Source organism: Mycobacterium adipatum, from assembly GCF_001644575.1.
Taxonomy (GTDB): domain Bacteria; phylum Actinomycetota; class Actinomycetes; order Mycobacteriales; family Mycobacteriaceae; genus Mycobacterium; species Mycobacterium adipatum.
Genome location: NZ_CP015596.1, coordinates 1,160,756 through 1,174,810, shown reverse-complemented (window position 1 = coordinate 1,174,810; position 14,055 = coordinate 1,160,756). Strand labels below are relative to the sequence as shown.

Below are 14,055 nucleotides of genomic sequence, written 5' to 3'. Positions count from 1 at the left end.
GATTTGTTGTCTGTGATTACATAATCGGTGATTCAGGTCACGTGCAAGACGGTATCGCCGATATTCGCCTCGCCGCCGCATCACCGCGCGCCCATCAGGTGCTCGATCGCCAATTGGTTGAGAGCCACGAAACCGCAACCCTTTCCACCGAAATAGGCACCGGTGTCGAACTGTTCGTAGGCGGACGGGTCCGCCAGCAGGTCGGCGTAGGTCTCGCCGGCCGCCAGAGTGGGTTCGCGCAGCTCGGATACCTTGGCCGCCGCCATCGCCGCCTGCACCGCCGGGTCGGCGCGGAACGCCGCGGCGCGCTGGCGCAGCAACAGGTACATCCGCATATTGGCCGCCGCCGATGCCCACACCCCGTCGGCGTCCTCGGTGCGACTGGGCTTGTAGTCGAAGTGCCGCGGCCCATCATAGGCCGGGCCGCCGCCGGGGCCGCCATGTTCGAGCAGATCGACCAACGCAAATGCGTTGGCCAGATCGCCGTGACCGAACACCAGGTCCTGGTCGAATTTGATGCCGCGCTGACCGTTCAGGTCGATGTGGAACAGCTTGCCGCTGTAAAGGGCTTGGGCGATGCCGTGCACAAAGTTCAGACCCGCCATCTGCTCATGACCGGTCTCCGGATTGACGCCGACCATCTCCGGATGGGCGAGGGTCTCGATGAAGGCCAGTGCGTGCCCCACCGTGGGCAGCAGGATGTCACCGCGTGGTTCATTGGGCTTGGGCTCGATCGCGAACCGCAGTTCGCTGCCCTGGTCGATCACGTACTGGCACAACATGTCCAGCGCCTCGCGGTAGCGCGCCAGGGCGGCCTGGACGTCTTTGGCGCAGTCGTACTCGCTGCCCTCCCGGCCGCCCCACATCACGAAGGTGTGCGCACCGAGCTCGGTGGCCAGGTCGATATTGCGCAGGACCTTGCGCAACGCGAAGCGACGCACGCCGCGGTCGTTGCTGGTGAACCCGCCGTCCTTGAACACCGGCTGGGTGAACAGGTTGGTGGTCACCATGGGCACGACCAGTCCGCAGGCACTCAGCGCCGCGGTCAATCTGTCGATCATCCGCCGTCGCTCGGCATCGGAGCTGCCGAACGCGAACAGGTCGTCGTCATGCAGGGTCAGCCCGTACGCCCCCAACGCGGCCAGCCGCTCGACGGCCTCGACGACATCCAGCGCGGGGCGGGTGGCGACACCGAACGGGTCGACGCCCGGCCAACCGACGGTCCACAGTCCGAACGAGAACTTGTCGGACGGGCTCGGCATCAAACCCTCCGATGTCGGGACACCGGCCTCCAGGACGGTCATGCGGTCCTCCTCGGGGATCATGGCACCTGTCGGTGCGGTGCATGCGGGGATACCCGCATTTGTTCTCTGTGCGAACATAAGATGTGGCCTGTGACACTGTCAAGGCGGAAAGTGAGGGGATGAATGTGGCGGTGAACGGATCGCAGGCCCGACGAGCCGTCCGGGTGGGAACGAGCAGCGACGACGTTCGGCGACGCAATCTGTCCGGCGTTCTCACCCTGGTGCACCGCCACCGGGCGCTCAGCCGCGCCGACTTGACCCGCCACACCGGACTGTCCCGCTCGACCACCAAAGATCTGGTCGAGGAACTGGTGACACGGGGCCTCGTCGAGGAGACACCGGCACCCTCGGTATCACAGGTCGGGCGGCCCAGTCCCATTGTGCGCCCCGGCAATCGGGCGCTCGCGGTGACGGTCAGCCCGGAGGTCGACGCCGTCACCGTAGGAGTGGTGGCGATGGGGGGCACGGTACTCGACGTGGTGCGTTACCCGACCGAACGCGTGCCGACCGCGGCGGAGACGGTCGCCATCACCGGCGAGGCGGTGGGGCGGATCCGCGCCGGCCTGGCCGACGGTCAGCTACTGACGGCGATCGGCGTGGCGGTGCCCGGGCTCGTACACGGCCGCGACTCAGCCGTGCAGCTGGCACCCAACCTCGACTGGCATGACGTCGAGATCGGCCAGATGCTCAGCACAGCAACAGATTTGCCGGTGTACGCGGCCAACGACGCCAATGTCGGGGCCATTGCCGAACACCGGTTCGGCAACCATGTCGATGCCGACCACCTGATCTACGTCAACGGCGGACCGAGCGGCATCGGCGCCGGCGTCATCGTTGCCGGCCGGCTCCTCGAGGGCGTCGCGGGGTACGCGGGCGAACTGGGCCACACCTACGTCGGAGGCCGCGAGAAATGCCACTGCGGCAGCGTCGGCTGCCTGGAGACCGAGGTGACCCAGCCACCGTTGGCACGACTGCTCGCCGAGCTCGACAGCGCATCCGGCGACGCCGAGGCCTGCCCCAACTCCGCGGAGACCGATGTGCTCGACCGCCAGGCACGCGCGCTGGCCATCACCCTCGGCAATGCCGTCAACATGTTGAATCCTCGGCTGATCGTGCTCGGCGGATTCCTGCGGGTCTTTCCCGCCTGCGCCGCGGCGGCGCTGCGTACCGAATTGGCGCGCCGAAGCATGCGGGCGCCGCGCGAACTGGTGCGCGTGGTTCCGGCAACCCTCGGCGCCGATACGTTGGTGATCGGGGCGGCCGAGTTGGCCCTCGCACCCGTGCTGACCGATCCCGGGAGGTTCTGAGCGTGACACTCGTTGCGGGCATCGACTCGTCCACGCAGTCCTGCAAGGTCGTGATCTGCGACGCCGAAACCGGCCATGTCGTGCGCTCGGCGGCATCGCCGCACCCGGCCGGTACCGAGGTCGACCCGCAGCTGTGGTGGGACGCGCTGCAGCGCACGCTCGCCCTGGCCGGCGGAGTCGACGATGTGTCGGCGATCGCGGTGGGGGGCCAACAGCACGGCATGGTGTGCCTGGACTCCGCCGGACGGGTGGTCCGAAATGCGCTGCTCTGGAACGATACTCGCTCCGCGAAGGCCGCCGAACAACTGATCGACGACCTCGGCGGTCGCGAAGTATGGGCCGATCGCGTCGGCGTGGTCCCCGTCGCGTCGATCACCGCCACCAAACTGCGGTGGCTGGCCGACCACGAACCGGGCCATGCCGACGCGACCGCGGCGGTCTGTCTACCCCACGACTGGCTGACCTGGCGCCTCGGCGGCTGCTCCGCGATCGCCGACCTGCGTACCGACCGCAGCGATGCGAGCGGCACCGGCTACTTCTCGGCCGACAGCGACAGCTATCAGACCGATCTGCTCGAGCTTGCCTGTAGAGGCCGGCGGCCCAGCGTTCCGAAGGTGCTCGGACCCCGCGACCCCGCGGGCGAGACACCGCAGGGAACTCTGCTGGGGGCCGGCGCCGGTGACAACGCCGCCGCCGCGCTGGGGCTGGGCGCCGAACCCGGTGACTGTGTCGTGTCGTTGGGAACCTCGGGAGTGGTGAGCGCTGTCGGAGCCGCGGCCCCGCACGACCCGGAAGGCATCGTGGCGGGTTTCGCCGATGCGACCGGACGTCATCTTCCGCTGGTGTGCACGCTCAACGGGGCACCGGTGCTGGCCTCGGTCGCGAGGATGCTGGGGGTGGACTTCGACGAGTTCGATCGGCTGGCGTTGTCAGCGTCCGCGGGGGCCGCAGGCCTGGTACTGGTTCCGTACTTCGACAGGGAACGGTCGCCGAACCTGCCCGGGGCGGCCGGTGCGTTGCACGGGATGACGACCCAGAACCTGAACTCCGCGAACATCGCCCGGGCAGCCGTGGAAGGCCTGCTCAGCGCCATCGCCTACTGCATCGACAAGATCACCGAGCACGGCGTCGATGTGCAACGCATCGTCATGGTGGGTGGTGGTGCTCGATCGGAGGCCGTCCGCCGTATCGCGCCCGCCGTCTTCAACACCGCGGTGCACGTGCCGGCACCGGCGGAATACGTCGCGCTGGGAGCGGCCCGCCAGGCGGCGTGGGCCCTGTCCGGTCAGGCGGCGCCACCGCCATGGACGGTCGGGGAATCCGCCCGCTATGTCGCCGAGGCGACACCGGAGGTGCTGGCGCGGTATCGGACGGCACAACCACTGACCTTCAGGTGACCGCGGCGAGCGCCTCGACGAAAAGCTCCAGATCCGCGGTCTCGACGTCCACATGCGGCGACACCCGCAGCACCGCGGCCGCCAGCTCATGGGGCGCCCGCACCACCTCACAGGCCGTGGTGACGATCCGATGCTCGGCGATCAGCGTGGCGCGCACCGATGCCGGCACGGCGCCGCCGGTCGGCCGCAGCGTGGTGATGGCGGTCGGCTCGTCGACCGGCTCGACCACCTCCCAGCCGGACACACCGGCCAGCATCGTGCGGGTCACGCGGCCGACCTCGGCCAGCCTGGCCCGCACCCGGTCCGGTCCGGCCGCCAGGTGCTCGCCCAACGCCAACGAAAAGCCCAGGCGTGCAGCGATGTTCGCCTCGTGCATTTCCAGCGGCGCCCACCGCGGCGTGAGCCGGTCGTACAACTCGGGGCGTACCGCCAGCGTGCCGACACCGCGCGGGCCGGCCACCCATTTGCGCGAGGACGAATAGAGCACATCGGCGCCGACCGCGCAGTCCAGATGCCCGAGCGCTTGGGCCGCGTCGAGCACCAGCAGGAGTCCGAGCGACCGGCACATCGACACCGCCTCGGCCAGCGGCTGCGACACCCCGCGGTGGCTGCCCAGCACGGTCAGATGCACCAGCGCCGGCGGATCGGCCTCCAGCACTGCGGCGGCCTCGTCGACGAGCAGTCGGCCCGCCGCGTCGACGGGTAACCAGCGCACGTCAAAACCGTTGGCGGCCATGATGGCCAGGTTCGGACCGTACTCGCCGGGCGGGCACGCCACGGTGCGCGGCCCCGTCCAGCTGCTCAGCAGCAGATCCAGCGCGTGGTTGGAGCCGGTGGTGAAGATGACCTCGGCATCGGGCATGCCGGCCAGCGCCCGCACGGCGGCCCGCCCGGCATCGAGCGCCGGCGTGGCAGCCTCCGCCGCCACGTAACCGCCCACCTCGGCCTCGTGGCGGGCATGGCGGGCGGCCGCCTCGATCACCGCGTTGCTCTGCCGTGAACAGGCCGCACTGTCCAGGTGAATGCCTGCCACCGGCACCCGGCCCGAACGCCACGTCTGCGCGAGGGTCACTTCACTGCCAGCGAGAGACCGAAATCGCCTGCACCGTCCGACCACCAGTGGGTACGGCGTAACCCGGCGGCGGCCAGTTCGGCAGCCACCCCTTCGGGGCGGAACTTGCAGGACACCTCGGTCAGCATCTGCTCGCCGGCGGCGAAGTCGACGGTGAGATCCAGCTGCGCGATCCGGACCTGCTGGTCGGTGTTCGATCGCAGCCACATCTCGATACGTTCTTCGTCCGGATTCCACTGCGCCACATGGTCGAAGGATTGCAGGTCGAAATCGGCACCGAGTTCGCGGTTCATCACGGCCAGCACGTTACGGTTGAACGCGGCGGTGACCCCGGCGCTGTCGTCATAGGCGCGCACCAACCGGCCGACATCCTTGACCAGGTCGGTACCCAGCAGCAAGGAATCACCGGTCTGCATCGTAGCGGCGAGTGCGGCAAGAAATTCCGCGCGCGGACCCGGGGTCAGGTTGCCGATGGTGGATCCGAGGAACACCACCATCCGCCGGCCGGTCTTCGGGACGGCGCCCAGGTCGTGTTCGAAATCTCCGCAGACCACCTCGATCTCGATATCGGGATATTCGGTGTGCAGCGCCGCCGCGGCGTCGGCCAACACGCTCGGGTCGACGTCGAACGGGATGAATCGCTTCAACGTGCCGCAATCGCGCATGGCATCGAGTAGCAGGCGCGTCTTCTCGGAGGTGCCGCTGCCCAGTTCCACGAGGGTGTCCGCGCCCGACGCGGCCACGATATCGGTCGCCCTGTCCCGCAGGATCGAGGCCTCCGTGCGGGTCGGGTAGTACTCCGGAAGCCGGGTGATCCGGTCGAAGAGGTCGCTGCCGGTCGCGTCGTAAAACCATTTGGGTGGCAGCGTTTTCGGTGATTGCCGTAGTCCGTGCAGGACGTCACGGCGCAGTGCCGTGGACAGATCCGATGCCGTGCCGGTGGTCATTACGATCCTTCCAGTGGAGTGAGCGTGAGCCGTGCGCCCGACACCTCGACGAGGTGGCGGTCGGGGATGTCACGCCAGGACGGGTCATCGTCGTAGGGCTCGCTGGCCAGCACGATGCCGTCATCGCGCTGCAACGCGAACAGGGTGTCGCCCCAGGTGGTGGCGAGCAGGGTGGCACCATCGGCGGCCAGGATGTTCAGCCGGGCACCGGGATCGCGGGCGCCGACCCGTGCGACGGTGTCTCCCAGAGCGTGCAGCCCGCGCTCGAAGATGTGCGCCGCCAGCACCGCGCTGTCGACGGTGGATTCGGCTGCCGCGGCGGCCGGCAGCACGGCACGGTCGACGACGCCGTTGTGCGACAGCAGCCAGGTACCGTCGCTGAACGGTGCCGAGGCCGAGGGCTCGATGGGCATGCCGACCGTCGCGGATCGCACCGCGGCGACGAAGCAGCCGCTGTGCAGCGTGGGCGCCACCGATGCGAACGAGGTGTCACCCCACAGTGGTTTGTCGCTGCGCCAGCGCCGAACGCCCCGGTCGAAGAACCCGACACCCCAACCGTCGGCGTTGATGGTGCCGTGCTTCTGCCTGCGCGGCGAATATGACTGCACCAAAAGGCCACTCGGCGGATCCAAAACCAGCGACGACGCCGACACGGACGCGCCCAACCAGCCCAGGTGACGACACATCAGGCGTCCCACGCCAGGCGGACACCGGAGAAGATCTGCCGCCGGATCGGATGGTCCCAATTACGGAAGCTCGGACGCAGGATTCCGGCCGCCACCGCCCACGACCCACCGCGCAGCACCCGGTAGTCGTCGCTCGAGCCGGATTCGGCGAAGAACGGAACCGAATACCGGTCGTAGATCATCGGCGTGAATCCCGGCCACGGGCGCAGCGCCGACGTCGTCCACTCCCACACATCACCGAGCATCTGTTCGGCGCCGTAGGCCGACGCGCCGGCCGGGTAGGCGCCCACCGGCGCCGGGCGCAACGCGTCGCCGCCCAGGTTGGCCAGCGCGGGCGTGGGTTCGGCATCCCCCCAAGGGAACCGGCGCCGGGCGCCCGCCACCGGGTCCCATGCGCACGCCTTCTCCCACTCCACCTCGGTCGGCAGCCGCGCCCCCGACCAGGTCGCGAACGCCTCCGCCTCGAAGTAGGTGATGTGTTGCACGGGTTCGTCGCCCGGGATGCTCTCCCGGTGGCCGAAGCGGGTGCGGCTACCGTCGGCGTTCCAGAATGCGGGTGCGGTCAAGCCGAACTGTTCCCGGTGCGCCCACCCGCGTTCGGACCACCAGTGCGGTGTCCGGTATCCGCCGTCGTCGATGAAGTCGCGCCATTGCGCATTGGTGACCGGCACCCGCCCGATCCGGAACGCGTCCACCTCGACGGTGTGGCCCGGGCGTTCGTTGTCCAGCGAGTACGGCTCCTCGGCGGCGTCGACGCCCAACGTGAAAGGCCCGGCGGGCACCAGCACCGAGGTCCCCGCCACACCGCCGCGACCGTCCGGCAGCACCGCGCCCGGACTCAGCAGCGCAGGACCGCCGCGCAGATTGAGCGCCTGCAGCATCGTCTCGTCGTGCTGGTGCTCATGCGAGATCACCAAACCGAAGCGGAACAACGCCTCCGCGCCCTCAGCGCGTGCCAGCACGTCGAGCACGCGGTCACGGACGGTGCGGCAGTAACTGCGGGCATCGGCGGGTGGGAGCAACGGGAGGTCGACGCGGCTGGCACGGCTGTGCACGAACGCGTCGTAGAGCGAGTCGATCTCGGGTGCGAGCAGGCCCGGGATGTGGGGGTCACCGTCGCGCAGCAGCCAGAATTCCTCCTGTTGACCGATGTGGGCGAGGTCCCACACCAGTGGGCTCATCAGCGGGTCATACTGCCGATGCAATTCGGCATCGTCGAAGTCGACGAGGGACAGTGTGCGCTCCCGAGCACGCGTCAGTTCGGTGGCCAGCACCTGCGGTGAAGTCACGCCTGGCTCCTCGCAAGTTGGGTCAGCGCGGTCGGTATCCCATGTTCCACAACACGATCGGAGAAGTCGTCTCCCGGGCATCGGCCGGCCTCGACATCGGCGAGCAGCCCGGCCATCGCATCGGTCAGTTCGGCCGGGGCGTGCTCGGCGGCCGCGGTCACGCAGGTCACCGCGGCGGCCCGCAGGCGCGGATCGGCCAGCCCCGCCCGGGCCGCGAGATCCCATTCACCACCCACCGCAGCGGTGGCGTCGGCGGCGATCTGCGCCGCCGCCGGATTGTCCAGCAGTGTCGCCAGGGTGAAGACCACCGCCGGCCAGCGGTGATCGGGCATGCTGTCCAGGTAACGGATCTCCAGCCATCGGCGGGGCCGCACCGGCGGGAACAGTGTGGTCAGGTGGTATTCGAGGTCGGCTTCGCCGGGCGTCCGGTTGTCCAGGGAAACCCGCCCGTCCGCCCAGTCGGCGAATGAGACGAACTCGGTCATCGGCACCGCCTCGGGTGTGCGGACCAGCATCACCGGGGCGCGCAGTGCATAGTGCGCCCAGTCGGCGGCCGGGTCGTCACCGTTGTCGCACAGAATCGGACCGCACCGGGCCGAGTCGAGCTGCCCCCAGACACGCTGCCGGGAGCTGCGCCAACCGGTGAAATGCCCGCTCAACAGCGGCGAGTTGGCCGATAGCGCGATCATGGTCGGGCCGAGCGCGTGCGCCAACCGGACCCGGTCCGCCCAGCCCGCACGCGGGCCGGCCTCGATGTTGATCTGGACCGATGCCGTCGACGTCATCATCGCCGCGCCGGCTTCGGCGGAACCCGTCGCGGCGAAGAAGCTCTCCATCGCCTGGTAGCGCGCCCCGGGATTGACGCGCTGCGCCGGCCGCAGCGGATCGGCACCCAGGAGGACCAGGGCCAGTCCGTGCGCGGCGAAGTGCTGTTTGAGCACCGTTCGGTCGGCGGTGATGCCGACGATCGCGTCCGCGACTCCGTGGGCCGGCGGTCCGGACAGTTCGACGGCTCCGCCGGGTTCGACGGTGATGGCGCTGCCGCCGGGCAGCGCGGGCACCGTGGCGATGACATCGCTGAGTTCGTCCCAGCCGGGGCGGCGCAGCGGGTCGGCGATGTCGAAACAATGCGCCTCGATCTCCAGACCGACCAGGCCTACCGGTCCGTCGTGCAGACAGGTCTGCGCGAGGGCGGCAGCCACCCGTTCGGACGCGCACTCCACATCCCGCGCGGCAGCGGTCGTCATGCGAGCCACTCCTCCCCCGGATCTGGACGCTACGAACTCCTGCTATTCAATCTTCCAGACGGGTCCGACATATTCCCGAGGGATTGTGCGCCGTCATTGCCCGAGCGTGTTCTGCATGGCCCCGGCCAGCACGTTGACCGCGGGGCCACCGTTGCCGGGTTGACAGACTTTCGCCTGCAGCAGAACGTTTTCCCGCAACCGGGTCTGGGTGAAACACCGCCGGTCGGTGCCGCCCTCCTGTTTCACCCACACCGCATCGTTCGGGGCGGCCGCGCCACCGGAGAAGGTCCACACCTGGTTGGCGAGATTTTCCAGATGCATCGTGGTGGTCTGCCCGGCGCAGCCGGCGGTGCGGTCGGTGACCCGGTGGTAGGCGCGGGTGGCCGCCTCGTTGGTGGCGAAGACACCGACGGCCTGTTTGACCAGGCGGGTGGAGTCGGTGGCGGAGGTCTGCGCGACCGCTCCGTTGAACGACGCCAGGTCGGTATCGGCGTACACGTCGGGCAGTCCGATATCGGCCCAGTTGTTGCAGACCGGGTTGTCGACGTAGAACGTCTGGACCGGGTTGGCGAACTCGGCCTCCCAGGTCAGCGAGGCCCCGACGATATTGCTGACCGACCCCTTTGGCAGCACCGCGTAGTTGACGACGCCGGGATCCGACGGTCGGGCCACGGCCGGCGCGGCTTGTAGTGATCCAGCCGAGGCCAGAGCCACACCCACCCCGGCAGCCAGTGCAATCAGCCGCATGGTTCGATCATGCCAAACGCGGCGGACTCGCCAGACCTAGAAGAGCGTCCGGGTGCAGTAGGTCCGGGCCGGAGCGGGATAGGGCCAGGCGTAGGACCCGGCGGCGGCCGGGCAGGCGGATTGGTCCCGGACGTCGAGGCGCTGCGTGACCTGCACCAGTACACCGTCGTCACGCGGGTTGCAGGACACCTTCTCGACCAGGCCGATCGGCATCTCCATCAGATAGCACTGGTTGGCGACCAGGTTGGGCACCAGGCACAACCGGGCTGTCGATGGTTCGGCGTACGCAGTCGGCAGGTGCTGGTACTCGCTGGTCGGGCAGTCCCCGGCGGCGTTGGTGGTGGCACCGACGGTGTAGCTCGGATCCTCTGTGCAGGACACCTCGGTGGCACGCGCCGGGTCCGGCGAGGGAGCTATGCCGGAGTCGATCTCCACACAGTCACCGACGGCGAACACGGTGGACGCGGCGACATCCGGATCAACGGTGCGCACCCCGCACCCCGCCAGTCCCGCCATTACCACGAGCGCGGCGACAAGTGCGGCAATGCGCAGCGGTCGGCGTGTCATGGTTAGCGACACTCTCACGAATGAGGTCAGAGTGCCAAGAGTTACTGATGATTCCTAACGCGCCTGCGAGTGTCCTCTTAGACTCAGGGACGCGTCGGAGCGGGCGGCATGTTGCCGGGACCCGGGCCCTGGCCCTGTTGGGGGCCCTGCGCGCCGGGGCCTAAACCGGGGCCACCCTGGGCCGTCGGCCCGCCCGGGAAGAAGATGTGCGGCGGTCCCATCGGGGGTCCGCCCCGGTGGAACATGCCGATCTCCCGATCGGGACCGCCGCGATGGTGGCCGCCACCGTCGGTGGCCTTCCCCAGGATGAAGCCGGAGAAGAACACGACAGCGACGACGAAGGTGACCCCGGCGACGATGCCCACCCACGCCGCGACCTGACTGACCCGGCTGTGCCGGGACGGCTCGGCCGGTGGCACCACCACGGCTGGCGGGCTTGCGACCGGCGGGGTTGCGGTGGCCACGGGTGTCGTGGCGCTGGTGGAGTTGTCGGATTCTTCGCTCATGCAGCCATGATGCAGAGGCGTGCCAATGTGCCGGCTGGTTAGAGCTTATGAATCAGCTGTGAACCGTGCTGTGCGCCGCGATGGCCGTCAGCTCCAGCAGCTGCGCCGGATGGATCAGCCCCGCCACCGTCACCCAGGTGCTCGTCGGCGGGTGCGGGCCGACCCATTGCTTGAGCGCCGCGGCGCTGTCCGCCAGTGCCTGCATATCGGTGGTGTAGATCGTCCACGCGACCAGATCGCACCGGCCGGCACCGACGGACTGCAGGGACCGATCGAGCACCTCGAGGGTGTAGGCGAGTTGCTCGGCGAACGTCACACCCACGATGTCCATCCCTTGCGCACCACCAGTCAGCGGGGCAATACCCGAGACGTATACGGTGTCACGCACCACCGCGGTCTGCACGATGCCGAGATCGTCGAACACGCCCGGGTCGAGGTATCCGATGTCGGGGACGCCACGCTGGATGTGCTCGCCGTTGGAATCTGTTGTCACAGCGCAAGTTCCTTCTTGTCGTCGATGATGGTGGTGTGGGGCAGGGCCGCGAGCTCGTCGTCCAGTGAAGGCGCAGCAAGGATACGGTCGGGAGCCAGCCGTTCGGGGTGGCGTACCGCGATGACCGCCAGCAAGACGATGCCGACGCACCACCACAACGCGACGAAGTAGCCCGCCATGTCGAGCGGATATGACAGCGGCGCGACGAAACTGAAGGCCGTGATGCCCGCGCCCGCACAGAACGTCGGAAACAGGAACACCAGGCCCACCAGCGGCACGACCAGATGCGGCAGCACCCGGAACTCCGAGCGGCGGTAACGCAGGTAGTACACCGGGCAAGCCACACACACGGCCATGTAGATCGGCAGCACCCCGACCGTCAGCACGGTGCCGGTGACCATGAATCCGGTCACCGGACCAAAGGCCAGGCCGACCGCCAGCGTGACCGCGGTGGCCAGGGTGAAGATGACGGCGATGGCCACCACCGGCGAACGGAACCGAGAGTGCAGGCGGGTCAACGCTTTCGGCAGCGTGCCCGCACGCCCCAACGCCCACGCCACTCTGGTGGCGGCCATGCCCGCGCCGTTGGCCGACGCCAATCCCGAGCTCAGCAGGGTGACGAGCAGGATCACCCACCCGACACCCCAGAACGTCCTGGTGATCTCCATCCACGGGTCGCCGTCGCCGTGGGCGAGGAACCCCGCGTACTGTCCGGGACCGAAGTAGACCGCCGACGCGTAGGTGGTGACGACGAAGAAGGTACCCACCAGCACCACGGATCCGATCACCGCCCACTTGATGGTGCGCTTGGGATCCTTGGCTTCTTCCGCCAGCGGTGCGGCCGCGTCGAACCCGATGAATGCGAGGAAGGCGTACACGGCGCCGGCGAGGATGCCGCTGACACCAGTGAATCCTTCGACGGTGGCATGCTCGGTCCAGAACACCGAGAGCGTGTTGCGATCCCCCGCGGCCACAATCATCCACACCGAAATCACCAGCATCACAATGATTTCTAACGCTCCAAGGAGCATCCCGGCCCGAGTCCCGAACTGCGCGCCCAGATAGTTCATCACCAGCGCCAGGCCGATACACCCCAGTGCACCGATGACCCACCACCCGGTGTAACCGAGACCGAGCGCCCCATCGACGGCACCACCGACCATATTGCCGACCAGCAACGCGAGGTACGGCAGCGCCGCCGCGTACACCAGCAGCGTGCCCCATCCGGACAGGAACCCCGCGCCGCCGTGAAACGCCGCGGCCAGATACGACGACATGCCCGCGGCGGAGGTGATCCGCTTGGCCAGCTGGCCGATCGCGACCGCGACGCACACGCAGCCGAGCATGGCGAACACCACCGACGCCGGGAGCGCCCCGCCGGCGAATGCCGCGCCGCCGATCACCGCGAAGGCAGCCCCGACGCCAGGGGCCATGGTGGCGATCGAGACAAAGGTCGCCTCCGGAAGGGTGACGCTGTTGCGCGCCAGCCCAGACGAATCCGGCGCGCTCATGCCGAGACGCTCGAGGCGTCGGTGATCAGGTTCATCAGGGTGTTGGCCGATCCCGTACGCCCGGCGGCATCCTGCATGCTGTCGATCGACAGCGAACCGGTAGCTTCCGCACGGATCACCGACATCGGGTCCTTGACGTCACCGACGTAGCCGATGGCGAAGCAGCCCAACTGGTATCCCATCAACTTCAACAGATCATCGTCGAGGGTCCGGGCCACCTCGATCGGGGTGGACAGGTACTGGTTCTCCTCCTGGCGCACCCATCCGACGGCGTAGGTGATGTTGAGAGCTTGACGCACCTTGTCTTCGGTCGTGTTGGCGCCGCCGCCGTGGTAGATCTTGCCGTTGTACAGCAGGACCGAACCCTTCTCCATCTCGGCGGGCAGTGAGTCCTCCTGGCTGAACTTCTCATCGGGCCCCAGCAGATGACTGCCCGGCACCACCCGGGTGGCGCCCATCTCGGCGGTGTAGTCGCTCATGGCCCACAAGGTGTTGCACTGCACTTGGTAGTCGGCAGGGAAATGGAAGAAATCCCAAGCCAATTCGTCGCGGTGGATCGCTTGGGCCGGCGATCCCGGGCCGATCGAGATCACCTGCGTCAGGTGCAGCTGGAAGGTCGAGGCGTGGCTGAGATAGTCGCCGGCCACCTCGAGGATGGCCGGGTGGGCGATGAGGCTCCGGGACGTCTGCGAACGCGCGATCAACGAACCGGTACGCCGAGTGCGCAGGCCCAGGAAGTTGTCGCCGCCGTACTCGGTGCTCTCGATGTAGGGCGTGAGTTCCTCGTTGATCCGATCCATGGTGTCCGGATCGACCAGGTTGTCGATGATCACATAGCCGTCCCGGCGCAGGCAAGCGGTGATCTGTTCCGCGGTCGCCGTCGGCGGCAGGTGGTTCAACTCGGTCATGGGAGGGGCTCCTCTGGCTCGAAACGATGCTAAATGCGACTCAAGTCTGAACTTCAGTCTGTTTCTGGCGAGGG

At 68.3% G+C, this 14,055-nt stretch carries 14 protein-coding genes; 2 read left to right on the top strand and 12 right to left on the bottom strand.

Features of this window, described 5'->3' with window-relative positions; all coding sequences use genetic code 11:
- Nucleotides 1-80: 80 nt before the first annotated feature.
- The gene (xylA, locus tag A7U43_RS05460; protein ID WP_068001972.1) at nt 81-1,304 is read right to left on the bottom strand and encodes a xylose isomerase; all 1,224 of its coding nucleotides are present in this window, start codon (nt 1,302-1,304) and stop codon (nt 81-83) included.
- A 119-nt stretch (nt 1,305-1,423) separates the two neighbouring features.
- Between xylA and A7U43_RS05455 the strand changes: the two genes are divergently transcribed.
- Nucleotides 1,424-2,611 carry an ROK family transcriptional regulator gene (locus A7U43_RS05455; RefSeq protein ID WP_082902030.1) on the top strand — a complete coding sequence of 396 codons (1,188 nt, stop codon included), beginning with the start codon at nt 1,424-1,426 and terminating at the stop codon, nt 2,609-2,611.
- A gap of 2 nt (nt 2,612-2,613) precedes the next feature.
- Nucleotides 2,614-4,008, top strand: coding sequence for a xylulokinase (xylB, locus tag A7U43_RS05450; RefSeq protein ID WP_067992071.1), 1,395 nt, complete (start codon nt 2,614-2,616; stop codon nt 4,006-4,008).
- Here the strand turns inward: xylB and egtE are convergent.
- From egtE to A7U43_RS05395, 11 genes are all read right to left on the bottom strand, one after another.
- Complete coding sequence (gene egtE, locus A7U43_RS05445) at nt 4,001-5,080, bottom strand: ergothioneine biosynthesis PLP-dependent enzyme EgtE (protein ID WP_067992067.1); 1,080 nt, start codon at nt 5,078-5,080, stop codon at nt 4,001-4,003. The two genes, xylB and egtE, sit on opposite strands and share 8 nt — an antisense overlap.
- The gene (gene egtD, locus A7U43_RS05440) at nt 5,077-6,027 is read right to left on the bottom strand and encodes an L-histidine N(alpha)-methyltransferase (RefSeq protein ID WP_067992064.1); all 951 of its coding nucleotides are present in this window, start codon (nt 6,025-6,027) and stop codon (nt 5,077-5,079) included. The genes egtE and egtD overlap by 4 nt, the downstream gene beginning before the upstream one ends.
- A complete protein-coding gene (egtC, locus tag A7U43_RS05435) occupies nt 6,027-6,713 on the bottom strand; it encodes an ergothioneine biosynthesis protein EgtC (RefSeq protein ID WP_068001964.1) in 687 nt (228 codons plus the stop codon). The genes egtD and egtC overlap by 1 nt, the downstream gene beginning before the upstream one ends.
- Entirely contained in the window at nt 6,713-8,002 is a 1,290-nt protein-coding gene (gene egtB, locus A7U43_RS05430; RefSeq protein WP_067992061.1) for an ergothioneine biosynthesis protein EgtB, read from the bottom strand. Before egtB ends, egtC begins: the two co-directional genes overlap by 1 nt.
- A complete protein-coding gene (egtA, locus tag A7U43_RS05425; RefSeq protein ID WP_067992059.1) occupies nt 7,999-9,249 on the bottom strand; it encodes an ergothioneine biosynthesis glutamate--cysteine ligase EgtA in 1,251 nt (416 codons plus the stop codon). Before egtA ends, egtB begins: the two co-directional genes overlap by 4 nt.
- A gap of 93 nt (nt 9,250-9,342) precedes the next feature.
- Nucleotides 9,343-9,996 carry a sensor domain-containing protein gene (locus tag A7U43_RS05420; protein WP_067992056.1) on the bottom strand — a complete coding sequence of 218 codons (654 nt, stop codon included), beginning with the start codon at nt 9,994-9,996 and terminating at the stop codon, nt 9,343-9,345.
- 36 nt (nt 9,997-10,032) lie between these two features.
- Nucleotides 10,033-10,563, bottom strand: coding sequence for a hypothetical protein (locus tag A7U43_RS05415; protein WP_067992055.1), 531 nt, complete (start codon nt 10,561-10,563; stop codon nt 10,033-10,035).
- An 83-nt stretch (nt 10,564-10,646) separates the two neighbouring features.
- Nucleotides 10,647-11,069 (bottom strand): hypothetical protein, encoded by a 423-nt coding sequence (locus A7U43_RS05410; protein WP_067992052.1) that lies wholly within the window; start codon nt 11,067-11,069, stop codon nt 10,647-10,649.
- Nucleotides 11,070-11,121: 52 nt separating this feature from the next.
- Nucleotides 11,122-11,562 carry a RidA family protein gene (locus A7U43_RS30025; RefSeq protein ID WP_067992049.1) on the bottom strand — a complete coding sequence of 147 codons (441 nt, stop codon included), beginning with the start codon at nt 11,560-11,562 and terminating at the stop codon, nt 11,122-11,124.
- Complete coding sequence (locus tag A7U43_RS05400) at nt 11,559-13,073, bottom strand: APC family permease (RefSeq protein ID WP_067992046.1); 1,515 nt, start codon at nt 13,071-13,073, stop codon at nt 11,559-11,561. The genes A7U43_RS30025 and A7U43_RS05400 overlap by 4 nt, the downstream gene beginning before the upstream one ends.
- Nucleotides 13,070-13,981, bottom strand: coding sequence for a phytanoyl-CoA dioxygenase family protein (locus A7U43_RS05395; RefSeq protein ID WP_067992043.1), 912 nt, complete (start codon nt 13,979-13,981; stop codon nt 13,070-13,072). Before A7U43_RS05395 ends, A7U43_RS05400 begins: the two co-directional genes overlap by 4 nt.
- Nucleotides 13,982-14,055: the final 74 nt, after the last annotated feature.

What these genes read in the sequence shown, in the direction of transcription:
- xylA (WP_068001972.1), bottom strand. Translation starts at nt 1,304, where the DNA reads ATGACCGTCCTGGAGGCCGGTGTCCCGACATCGGAGGGTTTGATGCCG.
- A7U43_RS05455 (WP_082902030.1), top strand. Translation starts at nt 1,424, where the DNA reads ATGAATGTGGCGGTGAACGGATCGCAGGCCCGACGAGCCGTCCGGGTG.
- egtD (WP_067992064.1), bottom strand. Translation starts at nt 6,027, where the DNA reads ATGACCACCGGCACGGCATCGGATCTGTCCACGGCACTGCGCCGTGAC.
- egtC (WP_068001964.1), bottom strand. Translation starts at nt 6,713, where the DNA reads ATGTGTCGTCACCTGGGCTGGTTGGGCGCGTCCGTGTCGGCGTCGTCG.
- egtA (WP_067992059.1), bottom strand. Translation starts at nt 9,249, where the DNA reads ATGACGACCGCTGCCGCGCGGGATGTGGAGTGCGCGTCCGAACGGGTG.
- A7U43_RS05420 (WP_067992056.1), bottom strand. Translation starts at nt 9,996, where the DNA reads ATGCGGCTGATTGCACTGGCTGCCGGGGTGGGTGTGGCTCTGGCCTCG.
- A7U43_RS05415 (WP_067992055.1), bottom strand. Translation starts at nt 10,563, where the DNA reads ATGACACGCCGACCGCTGCGCATTGCCGCACTTGTCGCCGCGCTCGTG.
- A7U43_RS05410 (WP_067992052.1), bottom strand. Translation starts at nt 11,069, where the DNA reads ATGAGCGAAGAATCCGACAACTCCACCAGCGCCACGACACCCGTGGCC.
- A7U43_RS05400 (WP_067992046.1), bottom strand. Translation starts at nt 13,073, where the DNA reads ATGAGCGCGCCGGATTCGTCTGGGCTGGCGCGCAACAGCGTCACCCTT.
- A7U43_RS05395 (WP_067992043.1), bottom strand. Translation starts at nt 13,981, where the DNA reads ATGACCGAGTTGAACCACCTGCCGCCGACGGCGACCGCGGAACAGATC.